Source organism: Variovorax paradoxus, from assembly GCF_030811855.1.
Classification (GTDB): Bacteria; Pseudomonadota; Gammaproteobacteria; order Burkholderiales; family Burkholderiaceae_C; genus Variovorax; species Variovorax paradoxus_L.
In genome coordinates this window covers 1-19,762 of the sequence record NZ_JAUSRN010000028.1, presented here as the reverse complement: position 1 = coordinate 19,762, position 19,762 = coordinate 1, and the positions used below count along the sequence as shown (strand labels likewise).

Sequence of the window (19,762 nt, the reverse complement as noted above, 5' to 3'; positions counted from 1 at the left end):
CTCGGTGAGATAGCCCTCACCGTCCACCTGGCCCACGAGGCGCCTCTGGGCGTCGTACAGGTTGTAGCTGTTGATGTCGGCGCTGCTGTTGGTGCTGGGGCGCAGGCCGCTGAGGTTGTAGCTGGCGCGCGCAATGGCCACGGCCGCAATGCGGGCCGACACGTTGGCAAAGTTGGCCGCGCGGTTGGCGTAGCCGATGGTCTGCACCAGATCGCTGGCGGCGTTGTACTTGTATTCGGTGAGGTAGCCTTCGGCGTCCAGCGTGCCCTGCAGCCGGCCGTCGCGGTTGTAGAACTCGGTGACGGTGCGGTCTTGCAGGATGTCCATCGCCGCATAAATGGTGGTGAGGGGCGTGCCCTGGACGACCTGGGTGAAGCCGATCTCACCGTCTAGGTTGTGCACATCGCCCGAGTACGCCGCTGTGAAGCTGTGAGTGCCCGGGGGCAATGCGACGCCCGACAGCGTGGCCACCCCGTTGACGATCTGGGCGGTGCCCAGCAGGCGGATGCCTTCGTAGAAACTGATGAGACCGGTTGGCGCTATGCCGCCGACCTGCACCGAGAGGCTGCCGTCCTGGGCGATCGAGGCGGCCGTGAGGTTGGTCAGGGGCGCGGGGGCTTTGGCAGTGTTTGCAGAGGCGTACGAGGTGGACGTGGCGTTGTTGGCGTCGCCGGAATAGATTGCCTTGATCGTGTGCGACCCGACCTCCAGGCTGCTCACGGTCAACACGGCCTTACCGCTGGCCAACGCCACAGTACCCAAGAGGACTGCGCCATCGTAGAAGCTGACAGTGCCGCCTTCAGGATTACCTTGGCCGGTGGGAGTGGCCGTGAGCGTCAGGGGAGAACCATAGACGGGCGAAGCCGGCGTGGTGACCAAGCTCACACTGCTTGCCACCGCAGAGGCCACGATCTGCTGGGAGACTGCGTAGTAAGACGGTGCGGTGGCCGTCTTGTAGTTCGCATCGCCGGAGTAGCTGGCGGTGATGGTGGCCGTGCCCAGCGCCAGGGTGCTGGTGGTGAAGGTCGCAATGCCGTTGACCACCGCGGCGGTGCCGATGGCCGTGCCGTTGCTGTAGAAGGTGGCCGTGCCGGTGAAGGGTGGGCCGCTGAAGGCGCCGTTATAGATACTGATCGAATACAAATCCGGCACGACCTTGGCCGTGAAGGTCAGCGGCGCGCCTGCGACCGACTGGGGCCTGGACGAGGTCACCGTGACGTTGGTCGCCGCCGATCCGACGGCCAGCTGGATCGTGCGAGTGGCGGCCGAGCGAGTCGTGTCGCCGGAGTACACCACCTGCAGGGTGTGGGTGCCCAGCGACATGGCAGGCAGGTTGATCATGCTCCCCGTGGGATTCATGAAACTGGCAATCAGCGTCTGGCCGTCGAAGACGCTGAAAGTACCCGGATAGCTGTAGCCTCCGCTGCTCGTCGGATACACCAGGGCCTGCGTCGGGAAGCCCACCATCGCTTCGCGCCATGGGTCGAAACGCACGGCATCAGCCGTGACCACGGGCGCGGCCACCGCGGTGGCCCCCGCCGTCACCTGCATCGCAGGGCCCGCAGAGATGGCGCTGCCCGCGTTGTTGGCATCGCCCGCATAGCTGGCCTGCAGCACGCTGGTGCCCACCGGCAGGTAGCCGGCCACGAAGGTGGCCACGCCATTGACCACCGAGGCCGTGCCCAGGAAGGCCGTGCCGGCAAAGAAGGTCACAAGGCCACTGGGGGCGGCCCCAGCCACCTGCGCCGTCAGCGTCACCGGCTGGCCTTGCGTCACGCTCGTGGCCGACGCAGTCAAGGTGGTCGCCGTCGCGGCTTGCTTCACGAGTTGGCTGACGCTGCCCACACTGGTCGCATTGCTTGCGTCGCCGCTGTAGACGGCGATCAAGGCGTCCGTGCCAACAGGCAACTGGCTGACACTCAGATTGGCCTGCCCATTGACCAGCGCGGCGGTTCCCAGCAGTTGCGTCCCGTTGTAGAAACTGACCGTACCGGCTGGTGCCATCAGCGAGCCGGTACCTGCAGCAACCTGCGCCGTCAGGATGATTGGCGAGCCGTAGCTGCCCGTTGTCTGGGAACTGGTCAGCGTGGTCGTGCTGGAGACCACCTGCGTCGATGCAATCACCTGTTGGGAGACTGTCGAGTAAGACGGTACGGTGGCCATCTTGTAGTTCGCATCGCCGGAGTAGCTGGCGGTGATGGTGGCCGTGCCCAGCGCCAGGGTGCTGGTGGTGAAGGTCGCAATGCCGTTGACCACCGCGGCGGTGCCGATGGCCGTGCCGTTGCTGTAGAAGGTGGCCGTGCCGGTGAAGGGTGGGCCGCTGAAGGCGCCGTTATAGATACTGATCGAATACAAATCCGGCACGACCTTGGCCGTGAAGGTCAGCGGCGCGCCTGCGACCGACTGGGGCCTGGACGAGGTCACCGTGACGTTGGTCGCCGCCGATCCGACGGCCAGCTGGATCGTGCGAGTGGCGGCCGAGCGAGTCGTGTCGCCGGAGTACACCACCTGCAGGGTGTGGGTGCCCAGCGACATGGCAGGCAGGTTGATCATGCTCCCCGTGGGATTCATGAAACTGGCAATCAGCGTCTGGCCGTCGAAGACGCTGAAAGTACCCGGATAGCTGTAGCCTCCGCTGCTCGTCGGATACACCAGGGCCTGCGTCGGGAAGCCCACCATCGCTTCGCGCCATGGGTCGAAACGCACGGCATCAGCCGTGACCACGGGCGCGGCCACCGCGGTGGCCCCCGCCGTCACCTGCATCGCAGGGCCCGCAGAGATGGCGCTGCCCGCGTTGTTGGCATCGCCCGCATAGCTGGCCTGCAGCACGCTGGTGCCCACCGGCAGGTAGCCGGCCACGAAGGTGGCCACGCCATTGACCACCGAGGCCGTGCCCAGGAAGGCCGTGCCGGCAAAGAAGGTCACAAGGCCACTGGGGGCGGCCCCAGCCACCTGCGCCGTCAGCGTCACCGGCTGGCCTTGCGTCACGCTCGTGGCCGACGCAGTCAAGGTGGTCGCCGTCGGCGAGGGCACGGTCGCGCCGTACTGGCTCAAGGTATTGCTGATCGCATTGGTCGAATCACCGCTGTACACCGCCTTAAAGGCCGCGGCGCTTGCAGGGCCGGCAAGCTGGAGCGAGGCCGATCCATTGACCAGCGCCGCGGTGCCCACCACCGTGGTGCCGTTGTAGAAGGTCACGGTGCCGCCCGGCGCAGTGGACGGCCCCGATGCCGTGGTGACGGTTGCGCTCAGATTCAAGTTGGAACCGCTGCCAGAGATCTGGAGGGTGGTCTTGGTGGGATTCGCATTGATCGTCAGTGACTGTGTGACGACCGACGCCGCGTGCGTCGCATCTCCGGCATATTCAGCACGGATGCTCAGGGTGCCCGCCGGCAGGGTGCTGGCCGTCAGCATCGCCAGTCCGCTGATGACGCTGGCTGTGCCGACGAGCGTCGTCCCGTTGTAGAACTTCACCTCGCCCGTGGCAGGCGCCAACCCCGGCGGCTGGCTGGTTGTCAGCCACATCGACAACGTGACGTCCTGCCCATAGATGGCCCCATAGCTGGGCCAGAAACTCAGCGCAGCACTGGTGGTCGCCCCGGTGATCGTCTTCTGGACAACGGGCGAGATGCTCGCGGGCCGCAGCGTGTCGCCCGAATAAGCGGCGCGGATGCTGTCGACACCGATGGGCAGCTCTGTCGTGGACAGCGTGGCCACGCCATTGACCACTGGCGCGCTGCCGATGACTGTCTCGCCGCTGAAGAAGGTCACCATGCCGCCTGGGTTCGTGCCTTCGATGTTCGCCGTGAGCATCACCGCCGAGCCCAGTAGGCTGGTTCCTGCGCTCACACCCAGCGTGACGCCGCCCACCGTCGCCGCATCCACCAGGATCTGCACATTGGCGCCATTGCCCAGTTGCGTGACGTCGATCGGGTTGGCCAGCTGCGTGACCGACAGGATGCGCGACGCGCCGTCATAGGTGGTCTGCGTCACATAGCCCAGCGCATCGACCTGCCAGGTGAGCCGGTTGGCCGTGTCGTAGAAGCGCCAGACCTTCTGGTCCTGCGGTGTGCCAACCGGGCGCAAGGCCGCGAGGCTGGTCGTGGTGTTCGTCGCGCTCCACGCTGTGGTCGGCGTGCCCGACCCGTCGATCAACGCTGCAGTTCCGATTCGCGTCGAGTATGCAAGCGTCTCGCGCAACTGCCCGTTGGCGTTGTACACGTATTCGATCGCCGCGCCGGTCGCATCGATGTCGGCGATCTTGCGGTCCGCTTCGTCGTACAGCATCCACTGGCGCACGCCCGTCGGGTCCTGCGTCATCAGCAGGTTGCCGTCCTTGTCGTAGGCATAGCTGGTGGTGCCGAGCACGCCAGTTCCCACACTGGTTTGGGTGATGCTGACGAGGCGCCCGGCCTTGTCGTAGGCCGAGATGGTGACCAGCCCGTTGGCAAGGGTCACGCTGGTCTTGCCATTGGCGTCGTCGTAGCTGGTGATGGTGGTGTTGGGCGTGGCGCCGCCGTCCAGCGAAGGACCGCTGGCGGAGAGGAGCCGGCCCAGGCCGTCATACGTGTAGGTGGTGACGGCGGTGGCACCACCGGCCGTTGTGGCCGGCTCGATCTTTTGCAGCAGCAGGCCGCGCGGATCGTAGATGTACTGGGTGGTGGCCGCGGTGGCGGCGTCGCCCTGGCCGCCGGCGCTGACGGCGGCATAGGTGGTGGCAGACTGCAGTTCGCCCCGGCCGTCGTAGGTGTAGTCGGTGCGCTGGCTGCGCGTGAGGTCCTGGCCCTGACGCCAAGCGACCATTTGCGCCTCGGTGGGCCCGGCTGTCTGCGCGAGGGCGGAGGTGTCGTAGGGCGCGCCTGCGTATTCGACGGCGCTGGTGCGCTGGCCGTAGGCGTCATAGCTGTATTCAGTGACGTTGCCTTGGCCGCTGACGACAAAGCGCAGCTGGAAGGGGTTGTTCTGCGCATAGACGTAGCGCACGGTCTCGGGCAGCGCGGCCTCCTTGCTGAAGGCGCCGCGGCTCACGGCGGCGTCAGCGTAAAGGGTGTCGGTGAGCAGCTGGTTGGCCGCGCCGTAGGTGCGGGTGCGGGTGTCGCCGGCGGCATCGACTTCCTTCAGGAGATTGCCGCTCCCGTCGTAGGTGAGCGCCACCTTGTGGCCTTCGCCGTCGGTGACGAGGGTGACGTTGCCCGCGGAGTCGTAGGCATAACTGACCTGGCTCAGGCCGGCGGTGTTGGCGGCGGTGACGCCCTGGCGCACCTGGACGAGCTGGCCTTGCGCGTCGTAGAGGTAGACGGCGGAGGCGCCGAGTGCATCGGTGACGGTGGTGGTGCCGGCGGCGGTGTCGTAGGCGAAGGTGGTGACGGCCCCAAGGGCGTCTGTGACGCTCTGGACCTTGTAGACGCCGCCGGCCTGCACGTAGGTGAAAGCGAGGCTGGTGCCGTCGCTCTGGCTGACACCGGCCACGCGCCGGCTGGCACCCTCGTAGGTGTAGGTGGTGACGTAGGTCTTGCCGTCGGCCACGCTGTTGTCGTCGGGGCTGAGGTCGACGGTGACCTTGGTCAGGCGATTGAGGCCGTCGTAAGCGTAGCGCACGCGGATGGAGGTGGCGCCCGCGGCGCTGACGGTGCGGATCTGGGTGAGGTTGGTGCCGCTGTAGTCGTAGTAGGTGACTTCGCCGTTGGCACCAGTGACCGACTGCACGGTGCCGTTGGTGTTGTAGGCGTAGCTGACGGTGTTGCCGTTGGCGTCGGTGGCCGAGACGAGCCGGCCTTGGCCGGTGGATTGGTAGCGCTCGACAAGGCCGCTGTCGCCGTCGGTCCAGACGAACTGGGAGGCGCCTGCGTCGTAGGCGATGGTGTCGAAGGCGCCGGAGCCGGCGGGGCTGGAGTAGCGGCTTTGCGTGGCGTCCCAGGTGAAGACGGCCTGGGCGCCGTCACGGTCGGTGCGGGTGAGGGTGCTGCCGGCTGTGGCCACTGTGCCGGTGAGCAGCATGCGCTGACCAAATGCGCCAACGGCCCAGTTGTCGGCGTTATCGTCGCTGAGCAGGCCCTGGCTGTTGTAGGTGCGCACGCTGACGGTGTCCGGCCCGCGGCCCAGCAAGAGTTCATCGCGGGTCTGCAGCACGAGGTTGCCGGTGGCGGCGTTGACGTAGGCCTGTTCGCCGCTGCGCCCCTGCCCCGCCATGCCCACCTGGCCGCGCTGGCCCAAGGTGGCCAGCGAACTCAAACTCAAACCCAGACTATTGCCGCTGACGATTGCAACCATGGAGCGCCTCACCCTTGTTCCCTGGAACCGCCGATCGGCAGCGATGGGCATTGCCCGCACCGGTTCGATGCGCGCAATGCCCACGGAGGGACCTCCCCTCTGGCTGACCAGCCCAATACCGGGCTGGCTTCGGTTCTTCTGCAGAACTCATCCGCCCGGCCACCGAATCGTTTAGCGCAAGACCTACTGGAATGAAGGGGTAATCGCCGCGCGGCCCGTGGTCTACCAGTAGGCGTTAAACAGATCGGCCGGGCGCTGGATATGCTGACTGGGACATGACCTCCTGCTGTCTTGCATGCGCGCAGACGCGAACGCGCTGGCGCAAAGGATATGAATTGCTCACGTGCCTATGATGGCCAAGGACTGGAGATCAATATGACGAACCACGGGCCGACCGCGTTTGACGCCCTGATGACCCAAGGCATGGCCGCCAGCCAAGCCAATGATGGCGCGCAGGCGATCGAATGGTTCCAGAAGGCCAGCGCCGCCGAGCCCGCCGCGGGACTGCCTCAATTTCTGCTGGGTGCCGAATTCGCGGCGCTGGGGCAAATGGAGGTGGCCGAGGCGGCATTTGCCAATGCCACGCGGCTGGCGCCGGACTTCTCGATGGCCCGCTACCAGCTGGGTCTGCTGCAGTTCAGTTCAGGCCGTGCGGCCGTTGCGCTGCTGACCTGGCAGCCGCTGCTCGCGCTGCCCGCTACCGACCCCTTGCCTCACTTCGTCAGCGGCTTTGCCGCCCTGGCGCACGATCGTTTCGAAGATGCGTTGCGGCACTATGAGCAAGGTTTGGCGCTCAACGCCACCAACCGCGCGCTGTCGGATGACATCCAGAAAGTCATCGCAGGCATCAAGGCGCTGGCGCCCGGCGCAACATCGGGGGTAGCCCACCCGGACGAACCTTCGGGCGAATTCGACACCCATGTGCTCCTCGCCAATTATCAGCAGCATGGTCGTCCGCATTGATGGCCGCGCCTGCCGAGTGCCTACTGGCAACGGGGGCGCGAAGCGATGATCGATCCATCGTCGCAGTTGGCAGCGATGATCCGTGCCCAGTTCGCCGCACAGCTGCGTGCGCAGGCCAAGGATCGTCCGGAGACGAAGCGGGAGGCGCCTCGCAACACCGACGATCCAGGCCAGTTCACTGGCAAAGGGGAAGCCCAGTTCCAGCAGATGGTGGCACTGCGCGTGCGCGCGCTGTCGCCCGACGATCCACAGCGGCAACGCAAGGCGTTCCGGCTGTTCCTCGAGTCGGTGCTGATGCAGGCGTTTGGCCGCGAACGCCTCGACGACCGCGGGTTCGACCAAATGGTCGATGCGGTTCTGCAGCGAATGGAAAGCGACGCCGAGCTCCATGCGGCGCTGCGCGAAGCGGGCGACCTCCTGCTGGCCGAAGCCGCTCCGGACACCGGCAGCCGCCCCGCCCCCGCAACGAAAACGCCATCGCCGCGCTAACGGTCCTTGCGTTCCGGTTCCTGCCCTGTCGCGCGCAAAAGATCAGCCATGTCACCGCCCAGAGGTGCCGCGCGTCCGCCGAGCAGCCGCCTTGCAAGCCGCTGGAGAGCGTCGGCATCTTTGACCTCGCCGCTCAGCAGCGCATGGGCGTAGCGGCCTGACACATTGCTCTTGTCGAGCCGCAACGCCAGCGCGGCGTGCGCCTCGGCGTCTTGCCGCAACTGCTGCATCGCCAGCACCACGGCAAGACCGCCATGGCTCTCCGCAAAGTTCCGGTCCAAGGCCAGCGCAGCTTCGAAACTGGTGCGGGCCGCTGGCAAGTCGCCCTGCTGGATTTGCGTCCAGGCGAGGCCATGCCATGTGCCGATGTGGGCGGACATGGTCGACAGCGCGCGAACGAACGCTGCATTGGCCGCCCCGAGATCACCGGCAAGCAACGCGGCGAAACCGCGCGTCGACCAGGCGCGGCCCTCGTCCGGATGCCGCCGCAAGGCCGCGTCCGTCAATGCGGCCGCGCGCCCGGCGTCCCGCGCCGCCAGCGCCAGCGAGGCCTGGGCCACCAGCACTTCGACAGGCGGTTCGTCCGGCGCGCTGCCGCCAAGACCGGCGGTCGACCAGCGCCGCGCCGCCAAAAGATCGGATGCATCGATCGCGATGAGGCTCGCGACGCCCGCCGCGCAGGCATCGAGCCCACCGCGCGCTTCGGCGTCCTTCGCCCACGTCATGGCGCGTGTCAGCTGCCCATCGTGATGCAACGCTCGCAGCCATAGCTGCTGCAGGGCTCGCGTCGCAACCGCTGGCTTCAAGTCGGCGCTGTCCAAGGAGACTGCCGCAGCCTCGATGGATGGAGCCAAACGGGCGATGCAATCCTGGTAGCGACCACGTTTCAGGTCGATGAAGGCCAAATTGTGCAGCAGCACCTCGGCAAACCCAGGGGGCGGATTCGGCGTTTTCGACAATGCCTCGAGCACGCCCAGCGCTTCCTCATAGCGTTGCTGCGCCAGCCAAAAATCGCCTTCTCGCAGTCGCCACGCAAGTGGCTCGTTGTCCAGCGCCTGTCCCTGCTCGAGGCGAAGGCGCGCGCGCGCCCACTCGCCGCAGGACAACGCGGTTTCAAAGGCATCGATCAGCAGCGCATTGTTGAACGGGTCTTGACCCAGGAACCCGTCGAGTCGATCGAGGCGCTGGCGTGCTGCAGCGAGAAAGGCGGTCGAATTGCTCATGAACGAATGGATGTGGTCTTCTTGTCGATGGAGGGGTCACCAGGACACGTCACAACGCGCATCGTTGCCCAGAAGTTCGCGCAAGCGCAACAGTCCCTGGCGATGCAACTGCGAAATGCGTCCGCGCGTGACGCCCATGGTGGTTGCGATTTCGTCGAATGGAATTTCCTGCAGGTAGTGATAGCGGATGATCCGCCTCTGCTGCTCAGTGAGCCGCTCGACCAGCCCGTGAAGAACAGTGCGCATCTGCAGGATCTCGGTTTTTCGGAAATAGCTCACTTCGGGCGAAGGCACCCGGGTTTCGTTGCCGAATGATTCGGCCTCGACCATGCCCGTGTCCTCGAGCAAAATGCCCAAGGCGAGGCCGATACCGACTTCCGCGAGGTAGCGAAAGAGTTTGTCACCGCTGCGCGAAGACGCACCAGGCACAACCTCGCTCTCGCCTGCGACAGCCTCCTCGGCGGCCTCTTTTGCCGCCGCAAGGCGTTCCTGGCGCAGGCGCATCTTCACACTGATCTGCTGATTCTTTTCCGTGAGGCGCACCAGCCCGTTGAGCACCGCCCCCTGGACGCGCTTGGCCGCGAAGGTCTTGAACTGCGCACCCTGACCGGGATCGAATCGGTCCACGGCCTCGACAAGACCGACGCGTGCGAGTTGCAGGTAGTCCTCGAATTCGACATCGCTGTGGGTGCGCCGGGAAAATACCGTGGCTGCCACGATGCGCGCATATGGCAGATAGTGGCAGATCAGTTGCTCGCGTGCCGCCGCATCGCCCTCGTCGCGCCAGCAGGCCCACAGCGCCGCCGGGTCCAGGTCGCTCTCAACGGCGGCATTGATCGGCATCGAACTCGCACGAGACATGGTGCGCTGTGTCTCAGTGGAAACTGCCGACCAGCGCCTTGAGCACCAGGCTCCAGCCATCGACCAGGATGAACATCAGGATCTTGAGCGGCAGCGCGATAGTGGTCGGCGGCATCATCATCATGCCCAGGGCCATCAGGATGCTCGACACGATCAGGTCGATCAGCAGGAAGGGCAGGAAAATGACGAATCCGATCTGGAATGCGGCGCGCAACTCCGACAGCATGAACGAGGGAATGAGCTGCACATTGCTGATGTCTTCCATCGAGCTCGGAACCGGAGCCTTCGACAACTCGACCATCAGTGCCAGGTCGGCTTCCCTCGTCTGGCGGACCATGAACTCGCGCAATGGCGCGATCCCCTTGCCATAACCCTCCTCGACCGACAGCTTTCCTGCCATGAATGGCTCGAACGCGTCCTGGTTGAGTTTCTGCAGCACCGGGGACATGGTGAACAGCGTCAGAAAGAGTGCCAATCCGATCAGGACCGTGTTCGGCGGAGTCTCGTTCATGCCGATGGCATGGCGCAACATCGACAGCACCACGATGATGCGAAGAAAGCTCGTGAGGCACACCAGCAGCGCAGGCAGGACGGCAAGTACGGTGAGGCCCAGAACCACTCGCAAGGCTTGCGCGGTTTCGGTCGCCGGCGTCGCGGCGGCGGGTGCTCGAGGCAGCGCGGCAGTCACAGCGGGTGGCACAGGCACAGCATTGCGTGTCCGATCCGTTTGGATGCCAGCGACCGAAGCAGCTTTCTCCTGCAATCCCGTCTGCGCATGAACGGGTGGCATGCCGAACAACGCAGCGGCCAGCAGCAGCGGTGCGAGCACCCGGCACCAAGGCCTCATCCGCGCGCCGACGCATGCGGCTGCAGGCCTCATGGCGCGGCCCTCGATGCGGACTGCGCATCGGGCGCCATCACAGTGGTTGCAGCGGGGTCGGAAGGCGCCTCGGCGAGCAATTGAATGGAGTGGTCGCTGCACCCCAGCAGCAGCCGCCGACCGTTCCACTCGACGACATGCAGGCTGTGGCGCGGCGACAGGCGCGTACTCGAAGATCGCGAGATATCGGGGGACGGTCCCAGGTCCAGCAGGTTCTGGAGACGCCGCCACCCCGTTCCGGGGGAGTCTGCAGACCGTGATCGCTTGCGCATCGCAACGACCCCGACCCCCAGCAAGACAACCCCGATGCCGATGGCGAGCCACCCATAATCGCCCCCCGAGCCGCTCAGTCCGCCCGTCTGTTCGCGCTTGACCGGGATACTGACCGGCAAACCGGCGCTCGCGGGCGATGCGCTTGTGCCCTGGGCGTTCTGCGCCCAGAGCGATGGAGATAGCAGAAACCCCGCCACCATCACCAGGAGCGAAAGGCACAACCCACGAAGGCCAACCCCCACCGGCCCCACCTCGACTGCATTCATCGCTCAGAATCCCGAGGCCGGGCCCAGCGCCATCGGCAACTCCGTGATGCGAACCGCGAAGTGCCCATCGACCGCCACCAGCTGGCCACGCGCAACCACCTTGCCTTCGATGGTCAGGTCGACCGATTGATCAAGTGCGCGATCGAGCAGCAGAACCTGGTGCTCCTTGGCCGCGAGCAGCTCGCCGACCGAGAGAGTCGCCTCGCCCACACAGACCTGCAGTTTCGCCTTGATTTGATGCAGCGGATGCCAGTCGCGCAGGACGGTCGCGTTGTCCGCACGGTTGGCAGCATCGCCCTCGGCATTCGCGTGGAGTTCCGGCAGCGCAATGATTTGCGCGGTGGGCATGCCCCCGCCGTGCAGTCGCGCTCCGAGGTCGCCGCGGCCCTCCGACGTTGTATGAGGGGCACTCGCGCGGGCGCTGCCAACGATTCCTTCCAGGGCTTGTGTCATCTGGTTCTTTCCTTCAAATGGTGCTTGTTCGATAGAGGCTGCGTCGCCGTCGCAAGAGGGGCCGATGCGACCGGCGGCGCCACCAGTTCGATCGCGATACGGCCATTGCGCTGCCCCAGCCAGCCTTCGCAAACCGGCGAGTCCGTCATGCCGACGACCTGCGCTGGCGCGTCGAGCGCGTGGGCCAAGGGCACCACATCGTCGAGCCGCAGATCCTGCAACTGACCCAAGCTCAGTTCCGTGCCGGTCAACAGGACGCGCAAGCTGACGAGCTGCCCCTCCAATGCTTGACCGAGGCTTTGCCTGGGTGCCGTCACCGTGGCGGGTGTTGATGCAGCTGTGATTTCCGCGCCGCTTCCAACCAGGACGGCGGCGACAGCATCGTGCGGCAGCCGCAAGGTCCATGTGCCTCCGCACCACGACCAGCGCACACCGAGCACGCCGGACCAGGGATCCGAAGGCGAGCTTGTTTCCGGGGCGCCACTGGCTTGCTGCGGTTCGACCGGAAAGCCATTCAGCAGCGCGCCTATACGCTCGAGCCAATCGGTCCAGGCGGCACGTACCACGGCCGTCGCGATGGGCGGAGATTCTTTTTCTGTTCCGAACGCGGCCCAGTCAGATGTAAACATCTGGCGCCCAATGCCACTCATGGCGGTGCGCTCCGCCTTGGAGGTGACGGCGCCGCTTGCCACGACCTCCAGGCTCGCAGAATTCGCGCGCGGCAATGGCGCGGAGTGCTTTGCGGCGAACGACCAGCAAGCAACGTCGTGGGAGGCCAGCACCTCAATGCTTTCGGATTCGACCACTTGGACCTCCTCGTCATGAGAGGAAGCATCGCGCGCTGGAATCCACGCTGCATACCACTCGCGGTGCATCGCTGAAACACGCTCGCGTACTGCCTCCTTCTGCGCGCCTTGCCACCTGCGGAGCGGCCGTGCGCGAGACGCCGACTCCGCCAGGTCGAGCAAAGCCGAAGGCGACGCTGCAGCGACGTAGGTTGCCGCCGTCATTTGCTCTTCATCGAAAACAACTCCTGCAGCATGTCATTGGCGGTCGAAATCACCTGCGAACTCGCCTGATAGCCTCGCTGCATGATCACAAGGTCGCTGAATTCTTGCGAGAGGTCGACATTGGATATCTCGATCTGCCCGGAATGCACCTGTCCGAAAGCACCCTCACCGGCAAATCCCAGGTGCCAGGCATTCGTGTCGAGCACCTCGAACTGGTTGTCGCCCAGCGCGCCGACGGCATCGGGTGTGTCGAACCGCGCGAGCGCCAGGCGGGCGCCTGTGGCCGTCTGACCGTTCGAATAGCTCATCCGCAGCGCGCCGTTGGCATCGAAGACCGTTCCGGTCAGCGTGCCAGGGCCCACGCCATCCTGAGAATCCATTGCAAGCGTGGTCTGGCCGGCAAAGAAGACCACGTCGGTGCTGAAATCGAGCGTCAGCTGCATCGGCGGCTGTCCCGCGGGTGAATAGGTCATCGACATCAGGGCCGTCTCGGGTGTGGGTTTTCCGCCGCTGAAGACCATCGTGCCACTGCCCACGACGGAAGTTCCGTCCATCAACTCCACCTTCACCTCGGTACCCGCCGTGGTTGCGCTGACCACGGAGAACTTCAAGCCCAGCGTGTGGCTCGCGCCCGCTGCATCGATCGCCGTGATGCCACTCGCCGTCTGCTCGGTGACGGTGTTCGAAAGATTGCCCGACAGCTTGATGCGCGAGGTCGGCTTGCCAAGGTTCGTCATCTGTCCCGCAAGGCTGATCTGGACGAACTCGCCGTTGCTTCCGAGGCCCATGACCTTCTCCCCGTTGTCGCGGCTCACGAGCACGCCATCAGTGTCGAACTTGAACTGACCGGCGCGGGTGTAGCTGATCTTGCCTTCAGCATCCTTGAGCGCGAACAAGCCTTGCCCGTCGACGGCCATGTCGAGCTCATTGCCGGTCTGGCGCAATTCGCCTTGCTTGAACGACATCGTGGTTCCGGTCGTGTTCAGACCGAAGCCGACCTGGTTGTAGTTCTGGCTGGCGTTGCCACCGCTCAGGTTGCCACCGCTGTAGAACAGGTCCGCGAACTGAAGACTCGAGCTTTTGAAGCCCGGGGTGTTCATGTTCGCGGTGTTGTTGGCGATCACGCGCAGGCCGCGGGAGTACCCCAGCAAGCCGGTCATTCCGACGTAAATGGATTCAAGCACGATAGGTTCCTTGAAGATGTCAAGCTGCCTAGCGCACAGCCACGATCTGGCTGAGCGAGATGTCGCTCAACGTCGCCCCAGCCGCAGTCAATACAGTGAGCAGCGGCGTATCGCCAGCCAGCGAGAGTGCGTTGACCGTTCCGGTCACAGCGCCGCCCGTGGTCGTGATGTCGACCTTGCGGCCGATCAAGCCCACGGATTGCAGCGCCGCCTGATTGCTGATCAGGGTCTCGATCTTGTTGTTCAGCTGCTGCGTCTGTTCCAGGTTTGTGAACTGGGCCATTTGCGCCATGAACTGCTGGTTGTCCATGGGTTTGAGCGGATCCTGGTAGGTCAGCTGGGTCAGGAGGATCTTCAGGAAATCCTCCATCCCCAGACTGCTGGCCTTCAGATTGGTACCGCTCGCCGCGCTGCTTATTGCATCGATTGCCATTACGCCCCCTTTGATTGAATTGGATGGAACACACCGAGGCGGCCGTTGCCGCCTGAATAGAGCTGGCCGCCAGGCATCGTCGCAATGGCCTCAGATCGCCAAACCAAGCGCCCGTTGCACACGACCTGACAGAGTCGCTGGCCGCGGCTTTGCAGGAGACCGCGCTGGAGATCGGCCACGATTTGGGGCAGCATTGCCGCCAATGCTTCATCGTCGGCACGCATTGCGATCCACACGGCTTGGCCTTCTGGCAAGGTTTCTTCGTGCAGCCGCAGAGGTGCCTGCGTTTCGCCGGACGGGGTCGACGACTTGGCATGGGATTCGTTTCGAATTTCGCTCGGAGGGGCCGCCAGATCGTTTGTCGCTGGCAGGCCGGCAGGGGGACGGGTGCCCTCCATGCGAAACGCCTCCAGGTCTGTCGGACCTTTGAATTCGGCGGACACCCGGGTCACGGCAACGGTGGACGCTCGCGCATGGGCGCTTGCCATCGTTCGGGGTGGCTGGCTGCGCATGTCGCCACCGCCGGTGCCCGCCGACGGCCCCGTGGCCACCGGGTCGGTCAGCGGTGTCCGTGAAACGACCGCGTCGCCGCCGTTGGCTCCCACCGGGGCACTGCGTCTATTGCCGGCACTGCGCCCTTCCTGGCGAGCAGCGCCACCCGGCCTATCGCTCTGTGGTGCCACAGCACCCCCATCGGAAGCAGCGACGGAGGGCTTGAACCAGGCGGTCATCTGCGCCCGCTCCATCTCGCGCTGCCACGCCAGTTGCCGTTGCTCGGTGTCGCCACCGCTCGCTGGCGGATCGCGGCGCGGCTGCAAAGCCCTTGCTGAGACGCTGTTGAGAGTCATCGCATGATCTCCGGGGCACTCCCGCGAGCGAGGGCCAAACGCGCGAGCCAGTCTCGATCCTGTTCGGCACTGTGGCGCTGGCGAACTTCGTCGGCGTACTGGGTGAGCGCGTCCAACTTGTGCCGCGCCAGCCCCTCAAGGTGCAGTTGCTGCGCCGCGCACTCTCTTCTCAACCGGTCTCGCGTCGCAAGCTGCGTTTGGCGCCGCAGGCTGAGCTTTTTCCATTGACCGCGCAGATTGGCGAGATAGCCCAAGGCCTGCCGATGCGCTCCCGGATCGAGCCGCTGCAGAAGTGCGCGGCCTGTCTCCCCGGCTTGCTGGTCGTGCGTCTGGAGCACCCGGGCCATGTCGGCCTCGGTGTCTGTCAGCGCCTGTTGGGATCTCGCGAGGTCGATCATCAGCTTGTCCATGCGCCACTGCTGCTTCTGGCATATCGGATCAAGCGCGTAGACAAAACCGCGCACATCGATGTCGCGGGGCGTTTGAGAGGGGGTGGCCGTCGACGTGCTCATCGCAGCCGCCCCTCCGGCGCAGGAGCCATCGTCAGCAGGTCGCGCAGCGTCTCGATCGATTCGGACCGAGGCACGCCCCCCACGCTTTGCCGCAACCACGATTGCAAACCGGCTTCGAGCCCGATGGCACGATCGAGCTCCGAATTGGAGCCTTTCTCGTAGGCACCGATGTCGATCATCTGGCGGTTTCGCTCCAGCACAGCCAGTTGCTGGACCGCAGACACGGCGAGCGAGCGCTGGTCCTTGTCGGCCAGCTCGGGCATCAGGCGGCTCACGCTTTTCAGCACATCGATGGCCGGGTAGTGGCCGCGGTGCGCGAGGTGGCGCGACAGGACGATGTGGCCGTCGAGGATGGCGCGCAAGGCATCCGAGACCGGCTCGTTGAGATCGTCCCCCTCGACCAGCACGGTGAGCAATGCGGTGATCGAGCCGCCGCCCGGTGCCGTGCCGCACCGCTCGCACAACTCGGGCAGTTCGGCGAAGACCGACGGCGTGTAGCCGCGCGCCGTGGGCGGCTCGCCGGCAGAGAGGCCGACTTCGCGCCGCGCCATCGCAAAGCGCGTGATCGAGTCCATGGTGAGCAGAACGTTGTGGCCGCCGTCCCTGAAGAACTCGGAGATCGCGAGCGCCGCATAGGCCGCGCGCAACCTGGCCAGGGCCGGTTGATCCGAAGTCGCGACCACCACGACCGAACGCGCGAGGCCTTCGGGGCCGAGCTGCTTTTCGATGAACTCCCGCACTTCGCGCCCGCGTTCGCCGATGAGCGCGATGACATTGATGTTGGCCTGGGCCTCGGCACCCGTGCGGGTCTTGACGTGGCGTGCCAGCAGGCCGAGCAGCGTGCTCTTTCCGACGCCGCTGCCCGCAAAAATCCCGATGCGCTGGCCCTGCCCCAGCGTGAGGAGGCCGTCGATGCAGCGGATGCCAGTTTCGAGAACATGCCGGATTGGTGGTCGCAGCATCGGGTTGATCGGAGGCGCCTTGAGCGACCGGCGCTCGGACGCTCTTGGCCGGGAAAGGCCGTCCAGCGGCTCGCCGAACCCATCGATGACGCGGCCGAGCAAGTCATGACCAACTCCGATCTGGGACTCCGCACCCAGCGCATGGACTTCGCAGCCGACGGCGATTCCTTCGACCGATCCATAGGGCATGAGGGTCACGCGGCCCGCTTTCAAGCCGACCACTTCGGCGAGCACGCCGGACTGGACCTTGCCACTGCCCACCGCGGCAGCGCCGGCGGTTTCACGGTGCGTTCGGACCACGATGCGGCACAGTTCCCCGACCGCGGCGTCCGGCCCGAGCGCATCGATGGCCAGTCCTTGCATTTCCCGCACCCAGCCGATCCGGCGGTGCAACGCCGTGTCCTCGAGCGCTTGGCGGCAGGCGTTCAGCGCGTTCATTGCACGACCCCACCGGCCCGGGCGGCGCCGCGCGTTTGCAGCAACAATTCCCGCAGCGCGTCGAGCTGGGTTTCGATGCGCGCGTCGAGACCCCCTTCCGGTGATTCCACGATGCAGCCACCCAGGGCCACTTGGGGACTCGCCACCCAGCGCACATCGTTGCCGCCGATCTGGCTCGACGTCCAGCCGGGCTCGTTCTGCAGCGTTTGCAGATCATCCGGGTGAAGATGGACAGCCACCGGCTGGCGACCGCGCAAAGCACCCATGGCCTCGGTCAGTTGCGCGCGGATCGCCGCAGGCTGTACGGCGGATTTGCCCAGCACACGGCAAACGACCTCGAAACACAGGGCCAACATGTCGTCTTCTGCCGCTGCCAGCCGCGATTCGAGCTGCGGAGGCAATGCGGCGATGAGCCTGTCCAGCGTCTGGACCCGCGTCTGGTAAGCCGCCTGGGCTTTCTGCTTGAGCTCCTGAGTCAGGCGCTCTGCGCGATCGCTGAGTTCGCGACTGGCCTCGTCTGCAGCACGGGCGGCAAGCTCTCGCGCTTCTTCACCACCGCGCGCGCGCCCTTCGACGACCCCCTCGGCAAAGCCGTCCTCGTATCCGCGCCGGTGCGCCCGGTCCGCAACGCCGTCTTGATCGGTCCCTTCCCTGGACCCACTTTCATCCCCGGCTGCTTGCGCCCTTCTAGTCAGAACCGCAACCTCGCTCGTCGCAGACAACCGCGCCGGACCTTGCCCCGGCTGATGGGCAATCCCCGGACGCGCCAGCGCCACTTGGCCCTGCACAACGACGTCGCGCAATATCTGCGTCGAACGATCGCGCAGATCGGGGATTGGAGCTGGCTGCCGCGACGACGTCTCGGTGATCACCTGGAAGCACCCCGCGACATCCGCGCACCACGGAACATCTGTCGAAACGAGTGCCGCAACTCGGGCCACGGTTTATTCGACCAGGTCTCGCTCGCCGGCAGTCCCCGCAGCCGTTCCGTCACGCCGGCGATCAATGCCGCGCGCAATGAAGGCGGCACGGCCGACGCACGCGCCGTCGCGGAGAGCTCCGCCTCGACGCGCCGGCGATGGCCGGGCTCCATCGCACCCAGCAGCTCTTCGCGCCACCGCCAATCGGCGATGCGAAGCCATTCGACGATGAGCCCGATCGGCTCGGCCTGGAGATATCGGATGACTGCTCGCCGCTGGAATTCGTCGAGCGCCTGAAGCGCCGCCTCCTCGGACATCGGCTCAGCATCATTGGCCCCATGGCGCCCGGCGTCGGCGGTCGCCTCGGCGATCAGGGCGGGATCGCGTTCGATGCCCAAGGTTTCCAGTTCCAGCACAAGGTTCTGCAACGCCGAGCGCTCTTCGGCCGGCAGCGCCTCCAGCGTCCACGCACGGTCGACGGGCGCCATCGCATGCAAGAGCAACGCCGCGCGGCGGGCTCCGGCCGACTCGTGCGCCACCATCAGCTGTTTCTCCTCGTATCCGGCATCGCCGCGCCATGGACGGCCGGTCGCGCCTGGGCAGTACCGTCGGCACGATCGGCGCTGGTCATCCAGTCGCGTACGCGTCGCAAGGCGGCGGCTCGCTCCACCTCGGAAAGGGGTTTGTCTCCGTGCGCGTTGCCGGGCACGACCGCGCCACGCCGCCCGAGACGAAACAGCAGCAGCGCCAGCAACAGCACGATCACCACGCCAACGGCCAGCATCTGGAGGGAGGGCAGCCCACGCGCGTCCGCCGGCCCTGAAGGGGTTCGACCGGTATCTTCCATTTCAGGGGTGCGGCCACCGGGTGCGCTCGATGAGCCTGCACTCTCAAGCGCCGGGAGCGCACCACCCACCAGAGACTGGACGATGACGGTATCTCCACGGTCCGGCGATGCCCCGACAGCTGCGGCGATGACCTTGCGCAACTGTTCTTCCTGCGCAGGATCCAAGGTCTTGCGCACCACGGCGACCACATGGATGCGACGGATGGAGCCGGGTTGACTCACGACCTGTTCCACGCGCCGCCCCACCGCATATTCGACTTCGCGTTGCGCGCTACCGCCGCGCGCGGCGCCGTTGTCAGCCACCTTGGTGTCGAACGCCGGTGTATCGCGCAGCACCTCGCGCTCCCGCACCACCACACCTGTGGTCTGAAGGCCGGTTCGTGCCGCCGCGGGCAGTACGTCTTCGGTGGTAGTTCGAATCTGGTCCATGTTCAAGGTCACGTCGACGCTGGCAACCGCCTGTCCAGACCCAAAGGCACGGTCGAGAACGGCGTCGACCTTTCGGGCGAGATAGCTTTCTGTGTCGCGCTTGAGATCGAGCCGGCCGCTGTTCATCTCGGCATCGCCACCGCTCTCAGCCCGCGTCAGCGCCACGCCGTGACTGTCGACAATCGTGACGTCCTGGGTGGTCATGCCGGGCACGGCAGCAGCCACGAGCCGCTGAATGCCAACAACTTGTTCGGCCCGCAGTGCCTGTCCTTGTCGAAGAGACAGCGTGATCGAGGCCTTGGCCGTCGAGGTCGCCTGCTTGAACAATCCCTGCTCGGGCAGCGCCAGCAGCACACGCACCTCGCGCACTTCCGAGAGTGACTGTATGGTGCGTGTCAGTTCGCCTTGGAGAGCGCGCTGGTAGTTGATCTTCTGCGCGAACTCGGTCATGCCGAAGTCCGTGTTGTTGAACAGTTCGAGCCCGACCGCGCCATGCAGCGG

General features: G+C 65.7%; 17 protein-coding genes. 2 read left to right on the top strand and 15 right to left on the bottom strand.

The window, feature by feature from the left end; all coding sequences use genetic code 11:
* Nucleotides 1-6,270 (bottom strand): Ig-like domain repeat protein (locus J2X92_RS29240; RefSeq protein WP_307581351.1); only part of this gene is annotated, 6,270 nt, incomplete at its 3' end.
* Nucleotides 6,271-6,645: 375 nt separating this feature from the next.
* On the opposite strand from J2X92_RS29240, the gene J2X92_RS29235 reads away from it, so the two are divergent.
* Nucleotides 6,646-7,233 (top strand): hypothetical protein, encoded by a 588-nt coding sequence (locus tag J2X92_RS29235; protein ID WP_307581349.1) that lies wholly within the window; start codon nucleotides 6,646-6,648, stop codon nucleotides 7,231-7,233.
* Between the two features lie 45 nt (nucleotides 7,234-7,278).
* Nucleotides 7,279-7,722: a hypothetical protein gene (locus J2X92_RS29230; RefSeq protein ID WP_307581347.1), complete on the top strand. Its 444-nt coding sequence runs from the start codon at nucleotides 7,279-7,281 to the stop codon at nucleotides 7,720-7,722.
* Here J2X92_RS29230 and J2X92_RS29225 read toward each other — a convergent pair.
* The 14 genes from J2X92_RS29225 to fliF form a co-directional block, all read right to left on the bottom strand.
* Nucleotides 7,719-8,945, bottom strand: coding sequence for a tetratricopeptide repeat protein (locus tag J2X92_RS29225; protein WP_307581345.1), 1,227 nt, complete (start codon nucleotides 8,943-8,945; stop codon nucleotides 7,719-7,721). The two genes, J2X92_RS29230 and J2X92_RS29225, sit on opposite strands and share 4 nt — an antisense overlap.
* Nucleotides 8,946-8,981: 36 nt before the next feature.
* Entirely contained in the window at nucleotides 8,982-9,788 is an 807-nt protein-coding gene (locus J2X92_RS29220) for a sigma-70 family RNA polymerase sigma factor (protein ID WP_307581343.1), read from the bottom strand.
* Between the two features lie 31 nt (nucleotides 9,789-9,819).
* Nucleotides 9,820-10,431, bottom strand: a complete 612-nt coding sequence (gene fliP / locus J2X92_RS29215; protein WP_307581341.1) for a flagellar type III secretion system pore protein FliP — start codon at nucleotides 10,429-10,431, stop codon at nucleotides 9,820-9,822.
* A 251-nt stretch (nucleotides 10,432-10,682) separates the two neighbouring features.
* Nucleotides 10,683-11,225: a flagellar biosynthetic protein FliO gene (locus tag J2X92_RS29210; RefSeq protein WP_307581339.1), complete on the bottom strand. Its 543-nt coding sequence runs from the start codon at nucleotides 11,223-11,225 to the stop codon at nucleotides 10,683-10,685.
* Nucleotides 11,226-11,228: 3 nt separating this feature from the next.
* Nucleotides 11,229-11,573 (bottom strand): FliM/FliN family flagellar motor switch protein, encoded by a 345-nt coding sequence (locus tag J2X92_RS29205; protein ID WP_307581336.1) that lies wholly within the window; start codon nucleotides 11,571-11,573, stop codon nucleotides 11,229-11,231.
* Between the two features lie 101 nt (nucleotides 11,574-11,674).
* Nucleotides 11,675-12,484, bottom strand: a complete 810-nt coding sequence (locus J2X92_RS29200; RefSeq protein WP_307581334.1) for a FliM/FliN family flagellar motor switch protein — start codon at nucleotides 12,482-12,484, stop codon at nucleotides 11,675-11,677.
* A gap of 200 nt (nucleotides 12,485-12,684) precedes the next feature.
* Complete coding sequence (locus tag J2X92_RS29195) at nucleotides 12,685-13,872, bottom strand: flagellar hook protein FlgE (RefSeq protein ID WP_307581332.1); 1,188 nt, start codon at nucleotides 13,870-13,872, stop codon at nucleotides 12,685-12,687.
* 28 nt (nucleotides 13,873-13,900) lie between these two features.
* The gene (locus tag J2X92_RS29190; protein ID WP_307581330.1) at nucleotides 13,901-14,305 is read right to left on the bottom strand and encodes a flagellar hook assembly protein FlgD; all 405 of its coding nucleotides are present in this window, start codon (nucleotides 14,303-14,305) and stop codon (nucleotides 13,901-13,903) included.
* Nucleotides 14,305-15,153 (bottom strand): hypothetical protein, encoded by an 849-nt coding sequence (locus tag J2X92_RS29185; RefSeq protein WP_307581328.1) that lies wholly within the window; start codon nucleotides 15,151-15,153, stop codon nucleotides 14,305-14,307. Before J2X92_RS29185 ends, J2X92_RS29190 begins: the two co-directional genes overlap by 1 nt.
* Entirely contained in the window at nucleotides 15,150-15,665 is a 516-nt protein-coding gene (locus tag J2X92_RS29180; RefSeq protein ID WP_307581326.1) for a hypothetical protein, read from the bottom strand. Before J2X92_RS29180 ends, J2X92_RS29185 begins: the two co-directional genes overlap by 4 nt.
* Nucleotides 15,662-17,065 carry a FliI/YscN family ATPase gene (locus tag J2X92_RS29175; RefSeq protein WP_307581324.1) on the bottom strand — a complete coding sequence of 468 codons (1,404 nt, stop codon included), beginning with the start codon at nucleotides 17,063-17,065 and terminating at the stop codon, nucleotides 15,662-15,664. The genes J2X92_RS29180 and J2X92_RS29175 overlap by 4 nt, the downstream gene beginning before the upstream one ends.
* The gene (locus tag J2X92_RS29170; protein ID WP_307581322.1) at nucleotides 17,062-17,937 is read right to left on the bottom strand and encodes a FliH/SctL family protein; all 876 of its coding nucleotides are present in this window, start codon (nucleotides 17,935-17,937) and stop codon (nucleotides 17,062-17,064) included. The genes J2X92_RS29175 and J2X92_RS29170 overlap by 4 nt, the downstream gene beginning before the upstream one ends.
* On the bottom strand, nucleotides 17,934-18,527 hold the full coding sequence (locus tag J2X92_RS29165; protein WP_307581320.1) for a hypothetical protein: 594 nt from the start codon (nucleotides 18,525-18,527) through the stop codon (nucleotides 17,934-17,936). Before J2X92_RS29165 ends, J2X92_RS29170 begins: the two co-directional genes overlap by 4 nt.
* Nucleotides 18,527-19,762: flagellar basal-body MS-ring/collar protein FliF (fliF, locus tag J2X92_RS29160; protein ID WP_307581318.1), on the bottom strand; the 1,236-nt coding region annotated here is incomplete at its 5' end. The genes J2X92_RS29165 and fliF, both read right to left, overlap by 1 nt.

What these genes read in the sequence shown, in the direction of transcription:
- J2X92_RS29235 (WP_307581349.1), top strand. Translation starts at nt 6,646, where the DNA reads ATGACGAACCACGGGCCGACCGCGTTTGACGCCCTGATGACCCAAGGC.
- J2X92_RS29230 (WP_307581347.1), top strand. Translation starts at nt 7,279, where the DNA reads ATGATCGATCCATCGTCGCAGTTGGCAGCGATGATCCGTGCCCAGTTC.
- J2X92_RS29225 (WP_307581345.1), bottom strand. Translation starts at nt 8,945, where the DNA reads ATGAGCAATTCGACCGCCTTTCTCGCTGCAGCACGCCAGCGCCTCGAT.
- J2X92_RS29220 (WP_307581343.1), bottom strand. Translation starts at nt 9,788, where the DNA reads ATGCCGATCAATGCCGCCGTTGAGAGCGACCTGGACCCGGCGGCGCTG.
- J2X92_RS29210 (WP_307581339.1), bottom strand. Translation starts at nt 11,225, where the DNA reads ATGAATGCAGTCGAGGTGGGGCCGGTGGGGGTTGGCCTTCGTGGGTTG.
- J2X92_RS29205 (WP_307581336.1), bottom strand. Translation starts at nt 11,573, where the DNA reads ATGCCCACCGCGCAAATCATTGCGCTGCCGGAACTCCACGCGAATGCC.
- J2X92_RS29190 (WP_307581330.1), bottom strand. Translation starts at nt 14,305, where the DNA reads ATGGCAATCGATGCAATAAGCAGCGCGGCGAGCGGTACCAATCTGAAG.
- J2X92_RS29185 (WP_307581328.1), bottom strand. Translation starts at nt 15,153, where the DNA reads ATGACTCTCAACAGCGTCTCAGCAAGGGCTTTGCAGCCGCGCCGCGAT.
- J2X92_RS29180 (WP_307581326.1), bottom strand. Translation starts at nt 15,665, where the DNA reads ATGAGCACGTCGACGGCCACCCCCTCTCAAACGCCCCGCGACATCGAT.
- J2X92_RS29175 (WP_307581324.1), bottom strand. Translation starts at nt 17,065, where the DNA reads ATGAACGCGCTGAACGCCTGCCGCCAAGCGCTCGAGGACACGGCGTTG.
- J2X92_RS29165 (WP_307581320.1), bottom strand. Translation starts at nt 18,527, where the DNA reads ATGGTGGCGCACGAGTCGGCCGGAGCCCGCCGCGCGGCGTTGCTCTTG.